The following is a 23,346-nucleotide window of genomic DNA, read 5'->3' as shown; positions in this document are numbered from 1 at the left end:
TCTCGGTGGATCGGCTCGTTGAAAAGGGAAGGGATTCGGGGCGCCCGCGGGTGCTCAGGCCGCCGGACGGATGGGCTGGCCCACCAGGCTTTCGAGTTCGGCGTGGGAAAGGCCCGGCACGGTGTCGATGAGCTGCAGCCCCGTGGGCGTGCAGGCCAGTGTGCACAGATCGGTGTAGATGCGCTTCACGCACGCGACACCGGTGAGCGGGTAGCTGCAGCGCTCGACGATCTTGCTCGCGCCCTGCTTGGTCAGCAGGTCCATCATCACCCAGGTCTGCTTGGCGCCGATGGCCAGGTCCATCGCGCCGCCCACGGCCGGGATGGCGCCGGGCTCGCCGGTGCTCCAGTTGGCCAGGTCGCCCGTGGCGCTGACCTGGAAGGCGCCCAGCACGCAGATATCGAGGTGCCCGCCGCGCATCATCGCGAAGCTGTCGGCGTGGTGGAAGTACGCGCCACCGGGCAGCAGCGTCACCGGCTGCTTGCCGGCGTTGATGAGGTCGTAGTCCTCCAGGCCTGCGGCGGGTGCTGGGCCCATGCCCAGGATGCCGTTCTCGCTTTGCAGGATGACCTCGCGGCCCGCGGGAATGTGGTTGGCCACCAGGGTGGGCTGGCCGATGCCCAGGTTGACGTAGGCGCCGTCGTGGATGTCTTGCGCCACGCGTTTTGCCAGTTCTTCTTTACTACGCTTTTGATAGCTGCTCACGCTTTATCCTTGTGCGGTAGGGGCCGATTTCATGCCGATTTCTTGAAACCGCCCGCCTGCGTGGCCGTGCGGTCGATCTTGACCACATGGCTCACGTAGATGCCGGGGGTGACGATGGCCTCGGGGTCCAGCGCGCCCAGCTCCACCACCTCGTGCACGGTGGCGATGGTGGTCTTGGCGGCGGTGGCCATCACCGGCCCGAAGTTGCGGGCCGACATGCGGTAGGTGAGGTTCCCCCAGCGGTCGCCCTGCTCGGCCTTGATCAGCGCCACGTCGCCGTGGATGGGGAATTCGAGCACGTAGTGCCTGCCGTTGATCTCGCGCGTTTCCTTGCCGGCGGCCAACTCGGTGCCGTAAGCCGTAGGGCAGAAGAAGGCGCCGATGCCCGCCCCCGCCGCCCGCAGGCGCTCGGCCAGGTTGCCCTGGGGCACGAGCTCGAGCTCCAGCTTGCCGCTGCGGTACAGGTCGTCGAACACATAGCTGTCGACCTGGCGCGGAAAGCTGCAGATGATCTTGCGCACCTGCCCCGCCTTGAGCAGCGCGGCCAGGCCCTGGTCGGCATTGCCGGCGTTGTTGTTCACCACCGTCAGGTCCCGGGCGCCCTGGGCGATGAGCCCGTCGATGAGCTCACCCGGAATGCCCGCCGTGCCAAATCCGCCTATCAACACCGTGGCACCATCCTTCACCCCTTGCAGGGCCTGGGCCACCGAGTCCGCCAGTTTGTTGATCATCGAAACGCTTTCGTGATTTGCTTGATCTTCGGTTTCAATTTGTTCGCTTATAGAACAAATGTTCGCATAAAGAATTATAGTAGGCGCACGTATGAATATCCAAACCCCTGACGCCAAAGACCCCAAGCCCAGCGACAGCTATGTGCAGTCGTTCGCGCGCGGGCTGGAGGTGATCCGCTCGTTCAGCGCGGCCACGCCGCAGCAGACGCTGAGCGAAGTGGCGGCCCGTGCGGGCCTCACGCGCGCGGGTGCGCGCCGCATCCTGCTCACGCTGCAGACGCTGGGCTATGTGGAGACGGACGGCAAGCTCTTTCGGCTGAGCCCGCGCATCCTGGACCTGGGATTTGCGTACCTTTCATCGCTGCCGATCTGGAACCTGGCCGAGCCGGTGATGGAGGACCTGGTGGAAGAAGTGCGCGAGTCGTCCTCGGCCGCCGTGCTCGACGGCCTCGACATCGTCTACGTGCTGCGCGTGCCCACGCACAAGATCATGCGCACGAACCTGGGCGTGGGCTCGCGCCTGCCCGCGCCCTGGACCTCGATGGGCCGCGTGCTGCTGGCCGGGCTGCCCGATGAGGAGCTGGAGGCCCGCCTGGCGCAGCATCCGCTGGAGCGCTTCACCGCGCACACCACCACCGAGCTGCCCGCGCTGCTGTCGCGCATCCGCGAGGCACGCCAGCAGGGCTGGTGCCTGGTGAACCAGGAGCTGGAGGAAGGATTGATCTCGATCGCCGCGCCACTGGCCGACCGCACGGGGCGGACGGTGGCGGCGCTCAACATCAGCGGGCAGGCCAACCGCACCAGCGCGGCCATGATGCAGGAGAGCCTGCTGCCCGCGCTGCTGCGCGCCGCGAAGACCATCTCGCGCATGATGGGTGCGCCGCGCGGCCGGGGCGAGTGAAGCCCGGGGCCCGGCGGCCGCCGGGCGGCTTCACGCCGGTGCCAGCCCGGCACCGGCACGGGCATTGCGCGCACAGGGCGCCCACGCTGGGGTGGTGAAGGCTCAGTTCTTGCGAAAGCCCAGCACCAGCACCACGCCGCCCAGCACCATCGCCCCCAGGCTCATCCACTGGGGAATGTTGACGGACTCTTTTTCCTTGACCGTCAGTTCCAGCGGGCCCAGCTTGGCCTGCGTGGTGTCCTTGGTGAAGCTGAAGCCCCCCGTCAGAAAACCTGCCAAGCCCAGCACCAACAAAAGCACACCAACGATTCGCATTGCATTCATGACAGATCTCCCAACACCGGGTATTCAGGGACTGCGGCAGAGCGGGCCCGGCTCCCTGTCCCTGCGCATCGCCAATGTAGGGCAGCTCCCGCCGCGCCCGCGTAGGACACCGCCGCTGCCGCGCGTCGCGCACCCGCCCCGGCGCGCCAGCCGCACTCCGGCGCCGCGTGCAACCCTGCACGCCCTGTGCGCCAGGGCTGCGTGCTACGCTCACGCCCCATGTTCAGCCCCTCCCAAGCCGACGTGCGCCGCTTTCTCTGCGGGGTGCACGCCAAGACCCAGGCCGGCGCGCCCATGGAAGCCATCGAGACGCTGGCCAGCCTGTGGATCGCCGAGCACCCCGAGTACCACACCGACCTGTCCGACGCCGATGCCGCCGTGGCGCGCAACTACGACGAGACGCCGGGCCAGACCAACCCCTTCCTGCACCTGTCCATGCACCTGTCGATCAGCGAGCAGTGCAGCATCGACCAGCCGCGCGGCATCCGCCAGGCGGTGGAGCTGCTGACCGCGCGGCTCGACTCGCTGCACGATGCGCACCACGCCGCCATGGACTGCCTGGGCGAGATGCTGTGGGAAAGCCAGCGCGCCGGCCGCCCGCCGGACGGCGAGGCCTACATCGCCTGCGTGCAGCGGCGGGCCACGCGGGACTGAGACGGATTGGCCTCCAACCGCATGACGTCGTTGGTTCACCTCGCCATGCTGCAGCCCTGTCCTGGGCTTCCCGCCTGGTTGCCCGGCTGCATGCAAATTCGCATGCGGCGCTGAACCCTCCCCGCTCAGCGCCCGGGCTTGCGCGCCTTGTGCGCCAGCGCGGTGCCGGCCAGCAGCAGCACCAGCAGCCCGAGCCCTTCCCGCGAGAACAGGGGCACCGGCACAGGGGTGGGCGATGCGCTCACGACCAGGGTCCCCGCCGCGCTGCTTGCCAGGAAATTGCCGTCGCCGGAGTAGCTCGCGGTCAGCGCCTTCGTGCCAGAGCCCTTCGGCCGCAGTGAGCAGCCTGGCGCCGCCGCGGCCGCCGCGTAGCTGCAGCTCAGGCCGTCGGTGGTGTTCGTGATCGTGATCGTTCCCGTCGGCGTGCCGCCCCCCGGCGCGGCCACCGCCAGCGTCGCCCACACCGTCACCGAACCGCCCAGACCGACCGGCCCCACCGCCCCCAGGGCGATACCCGTCGAAGCTGGCAGGACCTCGATGGCCACCGGATTGGACACCGAAGGCAGCGTGAAGCTGGCGATGTCGCCTGCATAGGCCGCCTGGACGTCGTGCCGTCCAACGGGCAACTGGCGCGCGAGAGCCGCCCTGGCGGAGGCATCAAGCCCCTCATCGCCAAGGTCCGTCGCCGCGCCATCGGAAAAGTGCACGCTGCCGGCCGGCGGCCCCGCTCCCCCCGTCACTTCGGCCAGGAGCGTGATCGCCTGGCCGTAGACGAACGTGGCTCCGGCCAGCGGCTGAGCCAGGCGCACGCTCGACTGCTGTTGCACCGTCGTCTGCATCGATGCCCGGACCGAGGCATCGCCCTGGCTCGTCACGGTCAGCGTCCGCGGCCCGGCCGAGGCAAAGCCGATGGGCCAGCCCACGCTGCCATCGCTCTGCGCGATCACGCCAGGCAGGACGTCGCCCGCCACCGAGCTCGTGATCCTCCATTTCGTCGTGTTGTCGATATGGGCGTTGACGACGGCATCGTCCACCGCCAATACGAATCCTGCGGCAGGATCGGCCGGGGCCGTCGCAGGCAGCGAAACCGCCGTTTGTCCCGCGGGCAGCAGCACGGTGGACGGCCCTTGCAATGCGGGCACCGGAAGCGGCAGGTTGTGAAACTGCAGATCAAAGCGCGCGTTGTGCCCCGGCATCGTGATGTGCACGAGGTAGCTTCCGACGACACGATTGGCCGTGGGCACGACGGGGGTCCAGTTGTCGGAGCCCATCGTCTCGAAGGTATTCCTCCCGGAAGGGAAGGTCGCGCTCGCGCCCGTGCCGGGCGCTGCAACGTTGACGGGCACAGAAAGAAAGCCGATGGCATGGGTGTCGCTCCACACCGTTTGCGGCCGCACTCCAAACGGAGAGGAGGGCTGGCCGATGCGCATGCTGAACGACTGCGAGGCCGGCATGTAGGCGGTCTCCCAGCCCCAGGGGCCCGCGTCGCCGGGATCGAAGAGTCTCACGCCCTGAAAAATAGCCAGCGGACCCTGGAGCGCCTCGGGCGTCTTGTACACCAGTGTTGCCCGCGGCGCGCGCGCAGTGGTGCTGTTCGGCACACCATCGACGGTGGCGAGAGCGCCGGCGTCCGGCTCGAGTGCGGCCGCATAGCCTGGCAGCGCGGAATCCGTCGTGCCGGGGTTCGCATTCTGTTCGTCCGCCAGCAGCTCCGCGTAGTTGCGGCTGAAATCGAACACGCTGACCGCGCCCGGTCCCGCCACAGGCGCCGTCGCCGCCCGGGCGCCGTCCCACGCGGGCTGGGTGTTCCAGGAGACGGTGCCCGCGTCGAAGTCCTCGGCCGGGGAGAGCCGCAGCGTGGCCGGTTGCGAAACGCTGCTGGCATAGGTCACGAGGCTGGCCTGCAGCGGCGTGGAGGAATACTGCATGATGCTGCGGACCACAAAAGGAAGCTCCGGCGTCTTGAGCAGCGCGACGCCGCGGCTTCCGGCCGTGCCGCTCAGCCGCAGATCGGCACTGCCCGCATCCGCCGCACCGGGAGCGTTCTCCTGGATCTGGGACGACGATGCGGCATTCGATGACACCCCCGTCAAATCCGACAGCGTGATCAACAACTGGACGGAATGCGGCACCAGCGTCTTGCCCGGGCTCGATTCCTTCGCCGCGACATCGAAGTCGGCATGGGACGCATCGGCACCTGGGACGCTGACGATCTTGATGCCGTTGTTGGCACGGCTGCCGTCCACCCACGACTTGACGATGTCGGTGGCGTCGAAGCTCCGAAAGCCCGGTTGGCGAATGGCCACCGGCTTGCGCACGCTGCTTCCGGCCTGGTAGTCCGGGTCGACGCCAGGCGTCGGCGGGCCCTCCACGCATGCAGGCGCCACGCTTTCCTGCGGCCAGCAGCCATTGCCTTCGAGGGGAACCAACGCAACGCTGCCGGCCACCCGGACGTTCTGGACATAGACGACGATCCTGGCCCTGGCGATCTTGTCCGCGGTCAGCGCATAGGCGGACGGCCCCACCTGGAGCGGCTGACCGGAGCCCGCCCGCGACACCAGGACCATGTTGCCGTTGGGAAGCGTATCGAGCGAGAAGCGGACGACCGCCTGCTGATGTTCATTGATCCGCAGGCCATCGGGATTGCTCGGTGCGTAATCCGATCCCTGCAGACTCGCGTCCGCGACCAGCGGCGCCTCGATCCATTGCGTCTGCACGACGATGGCACAGCCCCCCAGGACCAGCGTTGCGCACACGGCGGCGAACAGGCACAACGCGCCCTTCAGGTGCCAGACACTCCTGCCCATCTCATCCCCTGTCTTCGGTTTTGGCAGCGGATCACGGCCCGCCGCAGCATCGCGATGGATCGTAGGGGAGGAAAATTCACAGGTCATGTGCCGACGGCACACGACCGCGCGCGCCTATTCGTCAGCCAGCCAACCGGCGAGCTGGTGCCGGCTGCCGACGCCTGTCTTGACGTAGATGTCTTCGAGATGGCGCTTGACGGTACCCGGGCGAATGCCGAGCCTTGCCGCGACTTCGGCGTTGGTCGCGCCATGGGCCACCGCCACGAGCACTTCGCGCTGGCGCTCGCTCAAGGCGCGATCGTGCAGCCGGTGCGCGATGTGGCGGCGCCTGCTGCGGGCCTGCAGGCGGCCCAGCGTCTGGCGGATGTGGCCTTCCAGCAGCGCGAGCGACGTGCGCTCGGGGTCGCCGAAGCCGCGCGTTGCGCGCGTGACATTGAGCGTGAGCATGCGCCCTTCGCCAAGGTCGATGTCCAGGCCCAGCCCATCCTTCTGGCCGACGCGGCCATAGGCCTCCGCGTTCAGCGCACACCGGCTCCACGCCGTCGGCGAGAGTTGGTCGGAAATGCTCATCGGCACGCGGCGCTTGCCGTAGCCGGGATTGTCGCCAAGGTGCTGATGGACGGCCTCGTTGATTTCGCGCGACACGGCGCGCTCCGGCGCATACAGGGTGCGCAGCGTCGGCGTGCAGTTGCGCCAGTCGACAACGAAGATGTCTCCGCCCACCACGCTGCGCAGCGCCTGGAGCAGGTTGTTCGACAGGTCGTTCGGGTCCCGTGTCGAATGCACCAGCAGCGTCGCGTGGCTCAGCCGGTGCAGAGAATGCGAGTCGAGATAGCCCATCGTGTCTCCGCCTGGATCGATGCAACCGTTCAAAAATACCAGCATCCCGTGCCGAAGCTGACCCTCAGCCGCCCGTCATGCCCCGCCACCAACAAAAACGCCCCTCGCAGGAGGGGCGTCTTCTTGGTGGCACACCGCAGCGGCTCAGCGGAAACGCGATTGCGGCACCACGTGCAGGTCGCCGTCGATGCCGCTGATGTAGCCCGACAGCGCCTTCAGCTCCGCATTGGTGAACTGCTTGGCCACGCCGCCCATGATGGCGTTGCTGCGGCCCACGTTGGGGTTCTTCTCGGCCTTGTAGGACTTGAGGGCCACGAAGAGGTAGTCCGCGTGCTGGCCCGCGATCTTGGGGTACGAAGGGTCGATGGGCTTGGCGAAGTTGTCGCCGTGGCACGAAACGCAGGCGCCCTTCTTCAGAAGCTCGGCCACCTGCACGCTGGGTTCGCGGCCGGGCTTGGCGGGCAGTTCGGCCCCCGTCTTGCCATGCTGCTCATAGTAGGCGGCCACGTCGGCGATGTCCTTTTCGCTCAGCGAATCCGCGATGCCGCGCATGGTGGGGTGCTTGCGCTCGCCCTTCTGGTAGGCGACGAGCGCCGAGGCAATGTACTTGGCGCTCTGGCCCGAGATCATGGGCACCTTGTGCACTTCGGGAAAGCTGGCCTGGTAGCCCGGAATGCCGTGGCAGCCAATGCACATGGCAATCTTCTGCTTGCCGGCTTCCACGTCGCCTTTGGCTTCCTGGGCATGGGACAGGGCGGTCACGGAAGCGACAGCCAGGGCAAATAGCATGGTCAGCGTTTTGTTCATTTTGCGCGCACAATCTCGTGGAAGTTCAGCTCTGGGCTCTGATCAACCGCCGATTATAGCCAGCGCCTGTCAAGCCCATTCATCAACGATCCGGTGATTCGCCCCCATGAAATTCCAAGGCTCCCAGAACTACGTCGCCACCCAAGACCTGATGCTCGCCGTGAATGCGGCCATCACCCTGCAACGCCCGCTGCTCATCAAGGGGGAGCCGGGCACCGGCAAGACGATGCTGGCCGAGGAAGTGGCCCAGGCGCTCGACATGCCGCTGCTGCAATGGCACATCAAGTCCACCACGAAGGCGCAGCAGGGCCTGTATGAGTATGACGCGGTCAGTCGCCTGCGGGACAGCCAGCTGGGCGATGGCGACAGCGCCGAGCGCGTCAAGGACATCCGCAACTACATCATCCAGGGCGTGCTGTGGCAGGCCTTCACGGCCGACCGCCCCGTGGCGCTGCTGATCGACGAGATCGACAAGGCCGACATCGAATTCCCGAACGACCTGCTGCGCGAGATCGACCGCATGGAGTTCTACTGCTACGAGACGCGCGAGCTCATCAAGGCCAAGCACCGCCCGCTGGTGTTCATCACCTCCAACAACGAGAAGGAGCTGCCCGACGCGTTCCTGCGCCGCTGCTTCTTCCACTTCATCAAGTTCCCCGAAGCCGAAACGATGCGCCAGATCGTCAACGTGCACTTCCCCACGCTCAAGAGCGAGCTGCTGGGCGTGGCGATGAAGACGTTCTACGACGTGCGCAACCTGCCCGGCCTGAAGAAGAAGCCCTCGACCAGCGAACTGCTCGACTGGCTCAAGCTGCTGGTGGCCGAAGACATTCCGCTGACCGCGCTGCAAAGCGCCGACAACAAGGTGGCCGTGCCGCCGCTGGTGGGCGCGCTGCTCAAGAACGAGCAGGACGTGAGCCTTTTCGAAAAGCTGGTGTTCATGAACCAGCGGAACCGGTAGTCCCCCCGCCATGGCCGCACCCACCACCCCCTCCCTCATGGACGGCATCGCCGACGCCATCGGCTTTGTCGGCGGCGCCCTCGCCGGTTTCTGGCTGGGCCAGTGGCTGGGCCTGGACATCTTCGCGCCGGGCTACGGCAACAAGGCGCTGGGGGGCATTGCCCTCGTGGGCCTGGGCGGCGGCCTGGGCCTGCATGCGGCACGGCGCTGGCAGACGCACCGGCGCAACAAGCCTTCCAAGGACTGATGAAGGGCAACGACACATGGCCTTTGTAGAACCCGTCACCCTGCGCGACCGCGGCATCCGCCTGGAACCCCTGGCGCTGTCCCACGAACACGGCCTGGCCGCCGCCGCCGCCGATGGCGAACTGTGGAAGCTGCGCGTCACCTCGGTGCCCGAGCCCCAGGACACGCGTGCCTACATCGAGACGGCGCTCAGGATGCGCGAGGACGGCAACCGCTTCGCGTTCGCCGTGGTGGAGGATGCCAGCGGCAAGGTCCTGGGCTCCACGAGCTACCACGACATCCTGCCCGCGGTGAAGCGCGTGGAGATCGGCTACACCTGGTACCGCCAGAGCGTGCAGCGCACCCACGTCAACACCACGTGCAAGCTGATGATGATGGGCCACGCCTTCGACACGCTGGGCAGCCATGTGGTGGGCTGGCGCACCGACAACTACAACTTCGCCTCGCAAAAAGCCATCGAGCGCCTGGGCGCCAGGAAGGACGGCGTGATCCGCGGCCACGCCCTGCGCCGCGACGGCACCGTCCGCGACACGGTGATGTACAGCATGCGCTCGGGCGAATGGCCCGAAGCCAAGGCGCAGCTGCTATACCTTTTAGAGCGCCACACGCTTTCCCAGTAACCGCTGGAGGCCAGAACCATGCTCATCGACTTCTTCTACACCCTGCGCTCGGCCAAGCTGCCGGTATCGGTCAAGGAATACCTCACCCTGCTCGAAGCCCTGCAGGCTGGCGTGGTGGGCCCCAAGTCCGACGATGCCTGGAGCCTGGACGACTTCTACAACCTCTCGCGCCTCACGCTCGTGAAGGACGAGAAGCACTACGACAAGTTCGACCGGGCCTTCGGCGCCTACTTCAAGGGCGTGGAGATGGTGGCCGACTTCACCAAGGAGATCCCGGCCGACTGGCTGCGCAAGATCCTGGAGAACGAGCTCACGCCTGAACAGAAAGCAGCCATCGAGAAGATGGGCTGGGACGAACTCATGGAGACGCTCAAGAAGCGGCTCGAAGAGCAGAAGGAACGCCACGAGGGCGGCAGCAAGTGGATCGGCACGGGCGGCACCAGCCCGTTTGGCCACGGCGGCTACAACCCGCAGGGCGTGCGCATTGGCGGCGCGGGCAAGAACAAGAGCGCCGTGAAGGTGTGGGAGCAGCGCGCCTACAAGGACTACGACGACCAGCAGGAGCTGGGCACGCGCAACATCAAGGTGGCCCTGCGCCGCCTGCGCAAGTTCGCGCGCGAGGGGCACGAGCTGGAGCTGGACCTGCCCGACACCATCCGCAGCACGGCCGCCAACGCGGGCTACCTCGACATCAAGATGGTGCCCGAGCGCCACAACAACGTGAAGGTGCTGCTGCTGATGGACGTGGGCGGCACCATGGACGAGCACATCCAGCGCGTGGAGGAACTCTTTTCCGCCGTGAAGACGGAGTTCAAGCACCTGGAGTTCTACTACTTCCACAACTGCGTGTACGACTTCATGTGGAAGAACAACCGCCGCCGCTTCGCGGAGAAGTTTCCCACCTGGGACATCATCCGCAAGTACAACAAGGACTACAAGCTGATCTTCGTGGGCGACGCGACCATGAGCCCCTACGAGATCCTGCAGCCCGGCGGCAGCGTGGAATACAACAACGAGGAGGCGGGGGCGGAGTGGATCCAGCGCCTCACGCACGCCTTCCCCAAGCACGCGTGGATCAACCCCGAGCCCCAGGGCGTGTGGCAATACCGGCAGAGCATCAGCATCATCCAGCAGCTCGTCGGCAACCGCATGCACCCGCTGTCGCTCAAGGGGCTCGAAGAGACGATGCGGCTGCTGTCCAAGTAGGCAGGGGCGCCCGCGGCGCGCACCGGTCCATCGCGCGTAACTGTCTGACACAGGCGGTCTTATTTTCGGTGCATAGTGGCGGGGCAAGGCCTGCGGGCCACGTTCCACTCCATATACCGTCCTGTCGTGCATTTCAGCATCCCGCGCCCTACCGCCACATCTCCAACGCCGGCCCCGTGGCCGGCGTTGCTGCTTTTCGGAGCGCTGGCCCTGCAGGGCTGCAGCCTGCTGCCCCGCGCGGAGGAACGCGACGCCTCGGCGCCCGCGCCGGTCATCGCCGCATCGGATGCGCCGTCGTTCAACGTGCAGGTCAAGGCCCCGGACAGCGTGCGCGAGACGCTGGAGCGCCACCTGGAGCTGCAGCGCTTTCGCAATCTGCCCGACCTGCACGCCAACGAGCTGCAGCGCCTGCTGGGCGCGGCCGACGCCAATGCGCGCGAACTGCTGGGCACCATGGGCTACTTCGCCCCGACCATCACGGTGGAGCTGACCGACACCCCCGACAGCAAGACCGCGCCGCGCACAGTGACGGTGACCGTGGAGCCGGGGCCCCAGACCCGCATCGCCAGCGCGGACATCGACTTCGCGGGCGCCGCCATCGCTGGCACGCAGGCGCAGGAAAACGACGCTGCCGACACGAAAGCCAGCCTGCGCCAGCAGCAGCGCGTGCAGCGCGACTGGTCCCTCTCGCCCGGCCAGCCATTCACCCAATCGGCCTGGGATTCGGCGAAGACCGACGGCCTGCGCCAGCTTCAGGCCCGCCGCCACCCCACCGCGCGCATTGCCAGCAGCCGCGCGCAGGTGGATGCCGACAAGCACGAAGCCAGGCTCAGCGTGATCTACGACCCCGGGCCGGTCTACCGCTTCGGCCCACTGCGGGTCGATGGCAGCCAGCGCTACGACCCTGACGGCGCCCGGCGCCTGGCGCGGCTGCCCACGGGCGCGGTCTATGACGAGGCCGAACTGCTGGACGCCCAGCTGCGCCTGGCCAGCAGCGGCTACTACGACGCGGTGTTCCTCACGCTCGACACCGAGGGCACCGACCCCCAGGCCGCGCCCATCGTTGCCCAGGTGCGCGAAGCCCCGCTGCAAAAGCTCGTGTTCGGGCCCGGCTTCTCCACCGACAGCGGCGCACGCCTGTCCCTGGAGCACATCCACAACCAGCTGCCCGGCTTGGGATGGCGCGCCGTGAGCAAGCTGTCGCTGGACCGGGAGACCAAGCTCGCGGGCACCGAATGGACCGACCTGCCAGACAACCGGGGCTGGCGCTGGTTCGCGGGCGGCCAGCTGCAGCGTGAATCGACGGGCGACTACGAAGTCAACAGCGGGCGCCTGCGCTCGGGGCGCAGCAAGAGCACGAAGCACATCGACCGCAACTACTTCCTGCAGTACGACTACGCCAACAGCCAGGGCCTGAACGCCCCGCCATCGGGCACGGCCGTCAGCGTGAACTACGGGTGGACAGGCCGCTACTTCAACAACCCCACAGCCCCCACGCGGGGCCACGGGATTGCCGTGGAACTGGGACTGGGCACCACGCTGCGGCCCGAGCGCGACCCGTTCGTGCGCACGCTGGTGCGGTGGCAATCGTTCCTCCCGGCGGGGCGCGTGCAGGACGCGGCGGGCGTGGCCCGCAGCGCCCGTGTGGCGCTGCGGGCGGAAGCCGGCGCCGTGGTGGCGCGCGATGGCGCGCAGATTCCCGTCACCCAGCTTTTCCTGACCGGTGGCGACACCACCGTGCGCGGCTACGGGTACCGCAGCATCGGTGCGCGCACGGACAACGGCCAGCTCTATGGAGGCCGCTACCTGGCCGTGGGCAGCGTCGAATGGCAGCGGCCCATCGTCTACGGCGGCGCCATGACCGACTGGGAAAGCACCCTGTTCGTGGACGCGGGCGCCGTGGCGGACCGCATGGGGGACCTGGACCCGCGCGTGGGCGTGGGTGCCGGCGTGCGCTGGCGCAGCCCCGTGGGCCCCTTGCAGGCCGATCTGGCCTACGGCGTGAAAACCAAGGAACTGCGGCTGCACCTGCGGCTGGGTTTCAGCTTCTGATGGCCAAGCGGATGCACCCCGACACCCCCAAGCCCCACGCCCGCTCCTCGGACTTCAGCGCCGGGGCGTCGTCTTCCGGGCCGCGCCCGCCAGCCCGGCGCGCGCGCCGCGCCGCGCGGGCCGCGGGCTGGCTTCTGGTGGCCCTGGTGGCGTTGATGATCGCCGCCGTGGCGGCGGTGTGGTGGTGGACGGGCAGCGGCACCTCGCTGGCCACGGCGCTCGCGCGGGCGGCCCGCTACCTGCCGGCCGGCCAGCAGCTGGAAAGCCGCGAGGTCACCGGATCGCTGCGCCAGGGCGGGCACATCGGCTGGCTGCGCTGGAGCAGCCCGGCCCTGGCCGTCGAGGTCACCGACATCCGCCTGGGCTGGCAGCTGGCCCCCCTGCTGCAGCGGCGGCTGGAACTGGGCGAAGTGCATGCCGCGCGCGTGCAGATCACGCCGCAGGGCAGCCAGCCCGATGCCGAACCCGCCACACCCCTCACGCAGCTTGTGCTGCCGCTGCACATCGGCGTGCCGTTTCGTGTCGACCAGTTGCAATGGGCCGGATCGCCCGCCGTGCAAGCGCTGGGCCTGGCGGGCGACTACCGGTTTGACGGCCGCGAGCACCGCCTGAACATCGACAGCGTGGAGCTGGCCCAGGGCCGCTACAGCGCGCGGGCCACCCTGGGCGCACAGGCCCCCATGGCACTGGATGCCAGCGTGGATGGCACCGTGCACACCGCCGTGCCTGGCGGCGAACCCGCCATGCAGGTGCAGGCGCACGCCACGCTGCAGGGCACATTGGCCACCGCTGCGGCGCGATTGCAATTGCAAGCGCGTGTAAGCCCCTCCCCCGGCACCTCCACGCCCGCGCCAGCCCCGGGCACGCGGGGGCCCCGGGCTCCAGCGCCGTCCACCAAGGCGCCCGCCCCCGCCCCAGCGCAACCCATGCAGGCCGATGTGCAGGCCACGCTCGCGCCCTGGGCGACCCAGCCCCTGCAGGCGGCCAGCGCCACGCTGCACGCCATCGACCTCGCGACGCTCTGGCCCCAGGCGCCGGCGACCCAGTTGCACGGCACCGTGCAGGCGGGGCCAGGACCGGCAGGCGGCGGCACCCACTGGTCGGTGCAAGCGCAGCTACGCAACGAGCTCCCAGGCCCCTGGGACCAGGCCCGCCTGCCCTTGACGGCCCTGCGGGCCGATGCCCGCTATGACGGCACCCGCTGGACCGTGCCTGCCGCCACGGCCTCGGCCGGCGATGGCACGGTGACGCTGCAGGGCCACTACACCCCGGCCACCCACGCGATGGAAGGCGAGGCCCAGGTGCGCAACCTGCGCCCCGATGCACTGCACACCGCCTTCGCGGCCGCCCCTTTGGCAGGCCGCCTCAGCGCGCAGACGGCGCAGGGCGACACCGTGCGCTTCACGGCGGACATCCGCGCCGCCGCGGCGGGCAGCCGGGCGGCGGGCGGCCGGGCTTCCGCCCTGCGCATCAACACCTTCACCGCGCAAGGCCACTGGCAGCCCGCCCCGCCCCCGCAGGCCGGCACTGGCGGCACGTTGCGGCTCGAACGCCTGCTGCTCGACGCCCTGCAGGCGCGCGCCGAGGCCACCGACCTGCGCATCGCGCTCGGCGGGCCGCCTTCCGTGCAGGGCCAGATGGTGCTGACAGTGCCCGGCGCCACCGCCCGTGCCCAGGGCCATGCCGCGCCGCTCGCCGGTGGCGGCGACCTGCAGGTGCAGTGGAGCGACATCGACACCACCCAGCGCTGGCTGGCCAGCCTGCCGCTGGCGGGCGGCACGCTGCAAGGCGCCATGCAGGGCATCTCCGCCAAGGGCGCGGGACAGCTCACCGCCCGCTGGAAAGGTGGCTGGCAGACGCTGGTGCGCCAGCTGCAGGCGGCCGGCGGCGGCAGTGCGCCGCCAGCGGGCAAGGACACCTTCGAGCTGCAGGCCACCCTTGGCACCGCGCACATGGAACTGTCGCTGCCGCCCGCCCCAGGTACCGGCCGGGGCGCCACCGCGGTACAGCTGCGCGCCGTGAAGGCCGAGCTTTCCGGCACCATCGCACAGGCCGCGCTGTCGCTGCAAGGAGAGGCCCGCATGGATGCACCCCAGAGCGCACAGGCCCACCGCGTTGCACTGCAGACCCGCCTGACCGGCGGGCTGGCCGCCCCCGCGCAGTGGCAGGTACAGGTCGGCGAGATGCGCCTGCAGGCACAGGACACACAGCTCCCCGGGCCATGGACCCTGCAGCTGTCCGAACCACTGCACATCACCGCACGAACCCCGGGCACCGCCCCGTTGTCGGTGGAAACCTCCGCAGGCCAGGCCCGCCTGAACGGCCCGCTGCCGGGCACCGTGGTCCTGCGCTGGCAGCCCGTGCGCGTGGCCTCCGGGCCCGCGCTGCGGGTGCAGACCCAGGGCACGCTGCAAGGCCTGCCCATGGCCTGGGTCGACGCGCTGGGCGCGGGGGACACCCCTGCCGCCGCGGGCCGCCCGGCCCAGCCCCTGCTGGCCCGCATGGGCCTGGCCAGCAGCATCGTGCTGGACGGCCAGTGGAACGTGGACACCACCACGGCCAACCCGCGCGCCAGCGCCAGCCTGCGCCGGGCCAGCGGCGACCTGCGCATCCTGGCCGGAGACCCCACCGCCGTGACGGCCGTGCAGAGCAGCGGCCAGGGCAAGGGCGCGGGCGCCGCCACCGCGATCGCCACCGAGGCCTCGGCAGCACCGGCGGGAGCGGGCACGGCAGCGGGTGTGCGCGAGGCCGAGGCCACCCTCGATCTGGAGGGCGAAGCCCTGCGGGCGCGTGTGCGGTGGATGAGCGAGCGCGCCGGAGAGATCGACGCCAGCGTGAACACCCGCCTGTCACTCGCGGGGCCCGCGGCCGCCTCGCCCCCCGCACCCGCTCGGCCGGGCGCGGCAGACGCACCACAGCGCACCGGCACCGCAAGCCTTGCCTGGGCACCGGATGCGCCACTGGCTGGCACGCTGCGCGCGCGCCTGCCCGACGTGGGCGTGTGGTCGGCCCTGGCCCCGCCCGGCTGGCGCGTGCGCGGCACGCTGGACGCGAGCGCCACCCTCTCGGGCACCCGCAACGCGCCGCGCTGGTCGGGAACCCTGGGCGCGGACGACCTGGCGGTGCGGTCCGCCGTGGACGGCGTGGACCTGCAGGGCGGCCGCCTGCGTGCCACGCTGCAAGGCAACCAGCTCGACATCACCGAGTTCCGCCTGCAGGGCGGGCGCGGCAGCGGCGCGCGCATCGCGGGCTTCAGCGGCAACCGCACGGCCGCGCCGCAGGACGGCGGCACCCTCACCGGCACCGGCCGCATCACCTGGGGCGATGCCGCCAACGGCCTCTCGGGCATTGCCATGGGATTTCAGGCGGAGGCCAAGGCCCTGCAGGTGCTCGTGCGCGCAGACCGGCAGATCAGCGTGTCGGGCCAGCTGCAGGCCCAGCTGCAGCAGGGCCAGATCAGCCTGCGCGGCAAGCTCACCACCGACCGGGCCACCATCATCCTGCCCGACGAAAACGCCCCCAGCCTGGGCTCGGACGTCGTCGTGCGCTCGGCCGCCAAGGACCGCGAGGACCAGGCCAGGGCGCAGGCCGCCGCGAAGGCCAGCCAGGTGGCGGCGCAGGCAGAAACCGCCAAGCCGCCCGACATCGCGGTCACCCTCAACCTGGGCCGCGACTTCGCGCTGAGCGGCCATGGCATCACCACCCGGCTGACGGGCGAGGTGGACATCCGCAGCAGCGCCGTGCCCGGCGCCCCACCCCGCGTGACGGGCGAGGTGCGCACCGAGGAAGGCCGCTACCGGGCCTGGGGACAGATGCTGGACGTAGAAACCGGGCTCATCCGCTTCAACGGCCCATACAACAACCCGTCGCTGGACATCCTCGCGCTGCGCCCCAACATCAGCGTGCGCGCGGGCGTGCAGGTCACGGGCAGCGCCCAGGCCCCCCGCGTGCGCCTGTATTCCGACCCCGAACTGCCCGACGCGGAAAAACTCTCGTGGGTGGTGCTGGGCCGCAACGCAGCCGCGGGCGGCGCCGAGGCCGCCGTGCTGCAGCAGGCCGCGCTGGCGCTGCTGGGGAGGGGCGGTAACAACAACACGGCGGCCAACATGGCCAGCCGGGTCGGCCTGGACGAGATCGGCTTCAAGGGCCCCGGCTCCGGCGAAGACGCCAGCGCCGCCGCCCTCACCTTCGGCAAGCGCCTGTCCAAGGACCTGTACGTGACCTACGAACGCAGCCTGTCGGGCACGCTGGGCACGCTGTACATCTTCTACGACCTCTCGCGCCGCCTCACGCTGCGCGGGCAGACCGGCGAGAAGAGCGCGGTGGACATCATCTACACGGTGAAGTACGACTGAGGCCCCACCTCCGGGAAGGCACGCGCGGCCCCACTACAATGCGCGGCTGCCTCCTCGTAGTTCAATGGATAGAACGAGTGCCTCCTAAGCGCTAGATACAGGTTCGATTCCTGTCGAGGGGACCACGAGCCCTTTACGAATCAACGACTTACACCCAACGATCCGTTCCCGGGGACATTGTGGGAGCACGGTACGGCAGGGTGATCGCCCCGTAACCTCCCACCGCTGCAGCCCGCTTGCGCCTGCCCTCGCCGCTTGGCTGGCCCCGCGCCTACGGGCATTGAGACGGCGCTCCTTCCCCCAGCCCGCCATGGATTCATGCGGCGTTGTCTGACAAAAGCAGGCCGTCAGCCCCCGTACGATTGCTCCGTCGCCCTCCTCTGCGACAACCCTCCCCTCCTTGCCTTGAGCAAGTTAAAGCCCGCTGAGTGCGGGCTTTTTTTTCTTCCGGGTTTCATGGGCAAAATCGAACCCATGGCAGCCCAGAACATTGTTGACCTCCCCCCTTATCGCCCAGGCATGCTGGATGTATTCCGCCGCCTCTCGAACGCGTTCCGCACCCACTGGCGTGACCACGAAAACAAGTACCCCCAGAAGATCATCCTGACAGCCCAGCAGGCAGAGGACTTGTACATCACCCGATGCTATGGCGCCGTTGCGGACCAGAATCGGAAGGAGCCACCTCCCAAGACCGAGTTCTGGAGCCGTCCGATTGAGATTTCCGATTCCACGGCAGGCGTGGTGGTCGCTCATGACGGGACGGAAATGCCGCTCTCGGCTTTCGACCAGATGCCGCCAGCTCGAACCTAGGCACGCGGGCGCCGCACCGTTCGTCATCGGGCAGAATCCGGCCAGGAGCGGACCTGGCGTTGCGCCAGTCGATCCGGATGGCTCATCTGTTCATGTGCTGATTCGTTAGTGGAGGCGATTTTGACCCCAGCTGATTTCGACGGCCGCAAAGAGCTTCACGCCAGTTGCCATTGCGGCGCCGTGAAGTTCACTCTGCTGTTGACCGATGGATTGCGCAGCGCGCGCCGGTGCAACTGCTCGTATTGCGGCATGCGGGGCGCGGTAGCAGTCTCTGTCAACCTGGATGACGTTCATGTGCATGCGGGTGAGGACAAACTGACGCTCTATCAATTCAACACCGGACAGGCCAAGCACTATTTCTGCTCCGTGTGCGGGATATACACCTTTCACTCCCGGCGTTCCGTGCCCACGCAGTATGGTGTGAACGTCGCCTGCATCGATGGGCTCAGCCCGTTCGACTTTGACGAGGTGCCTGTGCTGGAAGGTCGCAGCCATCCAAAAGATCGTCCGGGCGGCGTGCCGACCACCGCGGGCTGGATCACTTACCGCGCCAACGCCGATCACCACAGCTGAAGGCCTGCCCCTGCATCAGCCGCCTGGCAGCTGACAGCCCGCCATTCTTCGAGAGCGGGGCCGCTCCCTGCCGCGGTCTACGGTGCAAGATTGCTTTAGGCCTCACCGTACGCATGGCGTCGCCCACACCCAGCGTCACAGTCGCCCGAAGAGAGGCATGTGCCCTGGTTGCCGAGATACAAGCGCCGTCAGGGCTGCGCAGGCTTGGTGGAGCCGGCCCCCTCGCTCAGGCGGAGCGCCAGGGCGGCTATCGGCTCACATCCTCGGCGGCTTGCCGACCGGGTCATCGTCCTCGTTCTCAACTTCGCCCTGGTAGGGATCTGGACCGGAGCCATCGGGCAGCTGCGGTTGTGGTGGCAGGGTCGGCGGTTCGGTGCTGGGCGGCAGATCGCCCGGGGGCAGAGGAAATTCCTCGGGGACTCGGTGGGCGGGGTGTTCGTTGGGGTCTGTGGCCATGGTGCGCTCCTTGGGCAGAAAGCCCATTGGGCGCCGTACCGTGGCCTGCTGCCGTAGGAGGCGGGCCACAAACCAAGCCCGCCAGAGGATGCACTCCGATGGGAGAGCCGTAGCTGAAAGCACCACGCGCCAGGCCGGATGCCGTGCTCGACCCGGCCCATCGCGCGCATTTGAACCCGGACACTCGCAACCAAGGCACGGCCCCAGGCGTGAAAGACGTCCGGGCGGGGGCCGATCTTGGACCACCGCGCCCTGCTTCCGGCCACGAAGGCGTCCTCTAAGATAGCCGCGTGTCCACACCGCCACCATCCCCTCCTCTGCCCGCCGCTTCCTTTTCAGAGCCTTCCGCCAGCGTGCTGGCGCAAGCGCTCGGGTTGCCCGTCTTCACATCGCCCTGGCACACGCCGCACTACCCTGATGGTGCCGTGGGCCCCTGGCGGATCAGGCGTGGCGGCGTCGGGCTGGACTGCGGCTACCACAGCGGCCCGTGTGTCGCCTCGGGTTCAGCCGTGCTGATGCGCGAGAACGACGAGGGCGGGTGGGACACCTGGATGTCGCTCTCGCCCATGGAAATCGAAAGCCAGGAGCTGCCCTTGCGCCATGTCCGCGGCCACGTCGTCGTGATGGGGCTGGGCATGGGCTGGGTTGCGGCCAACATGGCGCTGCAGCCGGCGGTGGACCGCGTGACGGTGGTCGAGCGGGACCAGGACGTGCTGCAGCTGTTTGGCCTGTGCCGTGTGCTGGAGGGGCTGCCCGATGCCGCCGCGCGCAAGGTGGCACTGGTTCAGTCCGATGCGCTGCAATGGCAACCCCAGGGCGCGCCCGTCGATTTTCTGTATGCCGACATCTGGCTCGGGCTGGCCGAACCCCAGGCCCTGGCGGATGTGCAGCGCATGCAATCGAACGTGCACGCGCAGCAGGTGTACTTCTGGGGCCAGGAACTGGTGCTGGCAAAGATGGCCCGCAGCCAGGCAGAACCTGGAACCCCGCAGTGGGCCCCGGCAGTCGGGCACGCGGTGCGAGAGACGGGCTTGCCCTTGCTGGCGCACGCCGAGCCCGGCTATGCCGAACTGGTGGCGCGTGTGCTGCAGTGGCGCGAAGGCCGGGGTTCGGCCACCGGGTGACCGGCGGGCAGGCAGGCCCACCGCAGGCCACCCATCTCCTGGGGCGTGGTCGTCATTTGAGCCACTTGCGCCGGGCACGCGGCTGGACGGTGATGTCCACGGTCTGGTGCACGGCGGGTTTGCCGCTGGCGGTATCGGTTTCCACGACGTCTTCCAGGTCGATGTCCTTGACATCGGAATCGGTGGTTTCTTCGAGGTCTTCCAGGATGGCGCTGACCTTGCGTTCAGCCTCGTCGACTTCGGATTGGGGCAGCGGGGGAATGCGCATGGGCGACTCCTGTAGGGGCTGTGGTGGGTATATCGATCGGTGCAGCGTCCAGCGGACGGCCACCGCTCCTGCCCCCGGCGCGGGGCCGCGCCCGGGCGGGCATCGGGGATGCCAGCGTGCCATCCCTCCATGGCTTCCACGGTAGAAAAGGCGGCGGCGCGATGACGTAGGCCGCCGCGAGGTTCGGGTGTGGGAATCGCGGTAGCACAACCCAGGCATCGCCCGCGCCGGGCCGCCATCGGGTGGGCAAGGGATCGGAGAGAGGGGCCGCGCCCGCCAGACTGGAGCCTGTCCGCGACGGAACCGTCGCGGCGGGCATCGCCCGCCGTGTCAGGCCGGATGCGGCGCGGCGTGCCCCGGTGCGGCGGACCGCCCCGCCGTGAACGCGCTTCCCATCGACGCCGCCACGATGCAGCCGATGGCCAGCCATTGCAGCAGGCTCAGGTGCTCGTCCAGCAGGCCCACGGCCAGCACGGCGGCCACGGCGGGCTCCATGCTGATCATGATGCCGAAAGCCTCCTTGGGCAGGCGCTTGAGCGCCATCATCTCCAGCGAGATCGGAATGGCGCTGGAGACCGCCGCCACCGCCACCCCGATGAGCAGCAAGGCCGGCGACAGCAGCGCAGCGCCCGCATGCGCCACGCCCACCGGCACCACCACCAGCGCCGCCACCAGAAGACCCAGCGATACCGAATGCCCCGCGTGCAGGTGCCCGGCGCGCTTGCCGAACACGATGTACAGCGCCCAGAACACGGCCGCGCCCAGGGCATACAGCACCCCCACCGGGTCCAGCGTGCTGCCGTTGAGCCCCAGCGGCAGCAGCATGCCCAGCCCGGCCATCGCCAGGGCCACCCACACGAAATCCACCGCGCGGCGCGACGACCAGATGGCCACCGCCAGGGGCCCCGAGAATTCGATGGCCACGGCCAGGCCAAACGGCAGCGTGCGCAGCGACATGTAGAACATCAGGTTCATCCCCCCGAGCGCCGCGCCATAGCAGGCAAGGGCTGCGGCATCCGCGCGCGACAGCCGCCAGCGCCACGGCCGCCACAGCAGCAGCACCAGCACGGCGGAAAAACCCACGCGCAAGGCGGTCGTGCCCTGCGCGCCCACGGCGGGAAACAGCAGCTGCTTGGCCCAGGACGTGCCAATGCCCAGGGCGGTGACGGAGCCCAGAACAGCCAGGAAGGGAAAGAATCGTTGAAAGCGCGACGCGGTCATGGGTAAAAATATAGTTCGACCCGTGCGTGCTTTTTTCTCTTATTTCGGGCCGTGCACGCAACTTTCGCTCGCTGCTTGAGAGGATTCCATGCCCACCCCGCCCCCGCTCGACCGCTTCGACCTCGCGATCCTGGACATCCTGCAGACCGACAACACCACGCCCCAGCGGGTGATTGCGCAGGCGGTGAACCTGTCGGCGCCCGCCGTGCAGCGGCGCATCCGGCGGCTGCACGACAGCGGCGTCATCCGCGCCAACGTGGCCGTGCTCGACCCGGTGAAAGTGGGCATGCCGCTGACCATCGTGCTGGAGGTGCACCTGGAGAACGAGCGCCCCGACCGCACCGCCCCGCTGCGCGCGCGCATCGCGGCCGAGGGCGCGGTGCAGCAGTGCTACAGCGTGACGGGGGAGGCCGACTACCTGCTGGTGGTCACCGTGGCGTCGATGGCGGACTACGAGGCCCTGACGCAGCGGCTGTTCGAGGGGGATGACAATGTGCGGCGCTTTCGCACCTCGGTGGCGCTGGGCAGCCTCAAGTCGGGACTGCGGGTGCCGCTGGACAAGGCGCTGGCCTGACTGGTCACAGCCCCAGCGCCTGCCGCATCTGCTTGCCGCTCAGCCGCTGGCGCGGGCCGCCGAGCAGTTCGCACATGCGCGCGTTGAGCGGTGCCCGTGCCCCATGCTGCGCCGCCAGCCGCACCACCGCGCCGCTGAGCGCATCGATCTCGGTCACGCGCCCGGCTTCCAGGTCGTCCCACATCGACGAGCGCGCCTTGGCGTCGATCTGCAGCATGCGTTTGGCCAGCCGGGTGAACAGCCAGTTGGGCAGGCGCAGCACATGGGGCAGCAGCGTGGGCGACACGGCGGTGACCTGGGCGGGGGTGATGCCCGCGCGCGCCATCACGCGCAGCGCCTCGGTCTGCAGGGCGGCGAAGACGCGGCGGCAGTCGCGGTCGAGCAGTTCCTGCCGCAAGGGCAGGTCCGACAGCGCATTGACCGGGTTGTTCAGGTTGAGCAGCAGCTTGCCCCACTGCACCGCGCGGATATCGGCGGGCAGCACGGTGGCCAGGCCCGCCGCATCGAACACCGGCGCGATGCGCTCGGTGGCGGCGTCGCGCTGCAGCTGCAGATGCCCCGCGGTGGCGCGGTGCACCTGGGCGCCACGCAGCACCACGTTGTACGGCACCATGCCCGCCAGCACGTTCAGGCCGGGGGCCAGCGCCGCCACGCAGGCCACGTTGTCCACGCCGTTCTGCAGCGAGATGACGGGGGTGCCGGGCGCGCAGGCCGCCGCCAGTTCGCGCGCGGCGGACTCGGTGGCGCCGCTCTTGACGCACAGCAGGATGATGCTGTCGGCACCGGGGGCGGCGTCGGCCAGCGTGGAGGCCAGCCGCAGCGCAGACACGGGCACGGTGCGGTCGAACCCGTCCAGGTCCGTCACCTTCAAGCCCTGCTGGGCGATGGGCTCCAGCGCATGCGGGCGCCCCACCAGGCAGACCGGCTGGCCGTGCGCTGCCAGGCGCCCCCCCACATAACAGCCAATGGCGCCTGCGCCGAGAACGATGAAGTGCATGCGGGTGCTTCCTTGGGCAATGGGAGACAGGGCGCCACAGTGGGTGCGGCGCCTGCGCATTGTGCGGCGGCGCGCCCACGGGGCCTGGCGCAGAGGCGACGGTGTCTGCAGACA

General features: G+C 69.0%; 22 protein-coding genes and 1 tRNA gene. 13 read left to right on the top strand and 10 right to left on the bottom strand.

What is annotated here, in order from left to right:
- Positions 1-54: 54 nt before the first annotated feature.
- Both AC07OC_RS18290 and AC07OC_RS18285 read right to left on the bottom strand, forming a co-directional pair.
- Positions 55-705, bottom strand: coding sequence for a 3-oxoacid CoA-transferase subunit B (locus tag AC07OC_RS18290; RefSeq protein ID WP_218339585.1), 651 nt, complete (start codon positions 703-705; stop codon positions 55-57).
- A 29-nt stretch (positions 706-734) separates the two neighbouring features.
- Positions 735-1,436 (bottom strand): 3-oxoacid CoA-transferase subunit A, encoded by a 702-nt coding sequence (locus AC07OC_RS18285; RefSeq protein WP_218295971.1) that lies wholly within the window; start codon positions 1,434-1,436, stop codon positions 735-737.
- A 91-nt stretch (positions 1,437-1,527) separates the two neighbouring features.
- Between AC07OC_RS18285 and AC07OC_RS18280 the strand changes: the two genes are divergently transcribed.
- Complete coding sequence (locus AC07OC_RS18280) at positions 1,528-2,337, top strand: IclR family transcriptional regulator domain-containing protein (RefSeq protein ID WP_218295972.1); 810 nt, start codon at positions 1,528-1,530, stop codon at positions 2,335-2,337.
- A gap of 102 nt (positions 2,338-2,439) precedes the next feature.
- On the opposite strand, the gene AC07OC_RS18275 is transcribed toward AC07OC_RS18280, so the two are convergent.
- On the bottom strand, positions 2,440-2,661 hold the full coding sequence (locus tag AC07OC_RS18275) for a hypothetical protein (RefSeq protein WP_029413244.1): 222 nt from the start codon (positions 2,659-2,661) through the stop codon (positions 2,440-2,442).
- Positions 2,662-2,880: 219 nt separating this feature from the next.
- On the opposite strand from AC07OC_RS18275, the gene AC07OC_RS18270 reads away from it, so the two are divergent.
- Complete coding sequence (locus tag AC07OC_RS18270; RefSeq protein WP_218295973.1) at positions 2,881-3,315, top strand: DUF1841 family protein; 435 nt, start codon at positions 2,881-2,883, stop codon at positions 3,313-3,315.
- A gap of 125 nt (positions 3,316-3,440) precedes the next feature.
- Here AC07OC_RS18270 and AC07OC_RS18265 read toward each other — a convergent pair whose 3' ends face one another.
- From AC07OC_RS18265 to AC07OC_RS18255, 3 genes are all read right to left on the bottom strand, one after another.
- Positions 3,441-6,209: an Ig-like domain repeat protein gene (locus tag AC07OC_RS18265; RefSeq protein ID WP_218339587.1), complete on the bottom strand. Its 2,769-nt coding sequence runs from the start codon at positions 6,207-6,209 to the stop codon at positions 3,441-3,443.
- A 27-nt stretch (positions 6,210-6,236) separates the two neighbouring features.
- Positions 6,237-6,962 (bottom strand): helix-turn-helix transcriptional regulator, encoded by a 726-nt coding sequence (locus AC07OC_RS18260; RefSeq protein WP_218339588.1) that lies wholly within the window; start codon positions 6,960-6,962, stop codon positions 6,237-6,239.
- A 144-nt stretch (positions 6,963-7,106) separates the two neighbouring features.
- The gene (locus AC07OC_RS18255) at positions 7,107-7,769 is read right to left on the bottom strand and encodes a c-type cytochrome (protein WP_218339589.1); all 663 of its coding nucleotides are present in this window, start codon (positions 7,767-7,769) and stop codon (positions 7,107-7,109) included.
- Positions 7,770-7,875: 106 nt separating this feature from the next.
- Between AC07OC_RS18255 and AC07OC_RS18250 the strand changes: the two genes are divergently transcribed.
- The 9 genes from AC07OC_RS18250 (at position 7,876) to AC07OC_RS18210 (ending at position 18,592) form a co-directional block, all read left to right on the top strand.
- The gene (locus AC07OC_RS18250) at positions 7,876-8,730 is read left to right on the top strand and encodes an AAA family ATPase (RefSeq protein ID WP_218339590.1); all 855 of its coding nucleotides are present in this window, start codon (positions 7,876-7,878) and stop codon (positions 8,728-8,730) included.
- Between the two features lie 10 nt (positions 8,731-8,740).
- The gene (locus AC07OC_RS18245) at positions 8,741-8,977 is read left to right on the top strand and encodes a hypothetical protein (RefSeq protein ID WP_218339591.1); all 237 of its coding nucleotides are present in this window, start codon (positions 8,741-8,743) and stop codon (positions 8,975-8,977) included.
- 16 nt (positions 8,978-8,993) lie between these two features.
- On the top strand, positions 8,994-9,596 hold the full coding sequence (locus tag AC07OC_RS18240) for a GNAT family N-acetyltransferase (protein ID WP_218295979.1): 603 nt from the start codon (positions 8,994-8,996) through the stop codon (positions 9,594-9,596).
- Between the two features lie 18 nt (positions 9,597-9,614).
- A complete protein-coding gene (locus AC07OC_RS18235; RefSeq protein ID WP_218295980.1) occupies positions 9,615-10,802 on the top strand; it encodes a vWA domain-containing protein in 1,188 nt (395 codons plus the stop codon).
- Positions 10,803-10,928: 126 nt separating this feature from the next.
- Entirely contained in the window at positions 10,929-12,854 is a 1,926-nt protein-coding gene (locus AC07OC_RS18230) for an autotransporter assembly complex protein TamA (RefSeq protein ID WP_494601877.1), read from the top strand.
- A gap of 11 nt (positions 12,855-12,865) precedes the next feature.
- Positions 12,866-17,209: a translocation/assembly module TamB domain-containing protein gene (locus AC07OC_RS18225; protein WP_218339593.1), complete on the top strand. Its 4,344-nt coding sequence runs from the start codon at positions 12,866-12,868 to the stop codon at positions 17,207-17,209.
- Positions 17,210-17,259: 50 nt separating this feature from the next.
- A tRNA-Arg gene (locus AC07OC_RS18220) sits at positions 17,260-17,334 on the top strand.
- A gap of 349 nt (positions 17,335-17,683) precedes the next feature.
- Positions 17,684-18,019, top strand: a complete 336-nt coding sequence (locus AC07OC_RS18215; RefSeq protein WP_218339644.1) for a hypothetical protein — start codon at positions 17,684-17,686, stop codon at positions 18,017-18,019.
- Positions 18,020-18,139: 120 nt separating this feature from the next.
- Complete coding sequence (locus AC07OC_RS18210; RefSeq protein ID WP_218339645.1) at positions 18,140-18,592, top strand: GFA family protein; 453 nt, start codon at positions 18,140-18,142, stop codon at positions 18,590-18,592.
- Positions 18,593-18,847: 255 nt separating this feature from the next.
- Here AC07OC_RS18210 and AC07OC_RS18205 read toward each other — a convergent pair whose 3' ends face one another.
- Complete coding sequence (locus AC07OC_RS18205) at positions 18,848-19,048, bottom strand: hypothetical protein (protein ID WP_218339646.1); 201 nt, start codon at positions 19,046-19,048, stop codon at positions 18,848-18,850.
- A gap of 290 nt (positions 19,049-19,338) precedes the next feature.
- On the opposite strand from AC07OC_RS18205, the gene AC07OC_RS18200 reads away from it, so the two are divergent.
- On the top strand, positions 19,339-20,172 hold the full coding sequence (locus AC07OC_RS18200; protein WP_370627770.1) for a hypothetical protein: 834 nt from the start codon (positions 19,339-19,341) through the stop codon (positions 20,170-20,172).
- Positions 20,173-20,224: 52 nt separating this feature from the next.
- Here AC07OC_RS18200 and AC07OC_RS18195 read toward each other — a convergent pair whose 3' ends face one another.
- Both AC07OC_RS18195 and AC07OC_RS18190 read right to left on the bottom strand, forming a co-directional pair.
- Positions 20,225-20,440: a hypothetical protein gene (locus AC07OC_RS18195; protein WP_218295993.1), complete on the bottom strand. Its 216-nt coding sequence runs from the start codon at positions 20,438-20,440 to the stop codon at positions 20,225-20,227.
- A gap of 330 nt (positions 20,441-20,770) precedes the next feature.
- Positions 20,771-21,661, bottom strand: coding sequence for an EamA family transporter (locus AC07OC_RS18190; RefSeq protein ID WP_218295994.1), 891 nt, complete (start codon positions 21,659-21,661; stop codon positions 20,771-20,773).
- Positions 21,662-21,749: 88 nt separating this feature from the next.
- Here AC07OC_RS18190 and AC07OC_RS18185 point away from each other — a divergent pair, with 88 nt between their 5' ends.
- Positions 21,750-22,235 (top strand): Lrp/AsnC family transcriptional regulator, encoded by a 486-nt coding sequence (locus AC07OC_RS18185; RefSeq protein WP_218339647.1) that lies wholly within the window; start codon positions 21,750-21,752, stop codon positions 22,233-22,235.
- Positions 22,236-22,239: 4 nt separating this feature from the next.
- Here AC07OC_RS18185 and AC07OC_RS18180 read toward each other — a convergent pair whose 3' ends face one another.
- Complete coding sequence (locus tag AC07OC_RS18180) at positions 22,240-23,232, bottom strand: 2-dehydropantoate 2-reductase (protein WP_218339648.1); 993 nt, start codon at positions 23,230-23,232, stop codon at positions 22,240-22,242.
- Between the last annotated feature and the right edge of the window lie 114 nt (positions 23,233-23,346).

The organism is Acidovorax sp. GW821-FHT10E04 (assembly GCF_059415185.1).
This window is presented reverse-complemented; position numbering and strand designations above follow the sequence as displayed.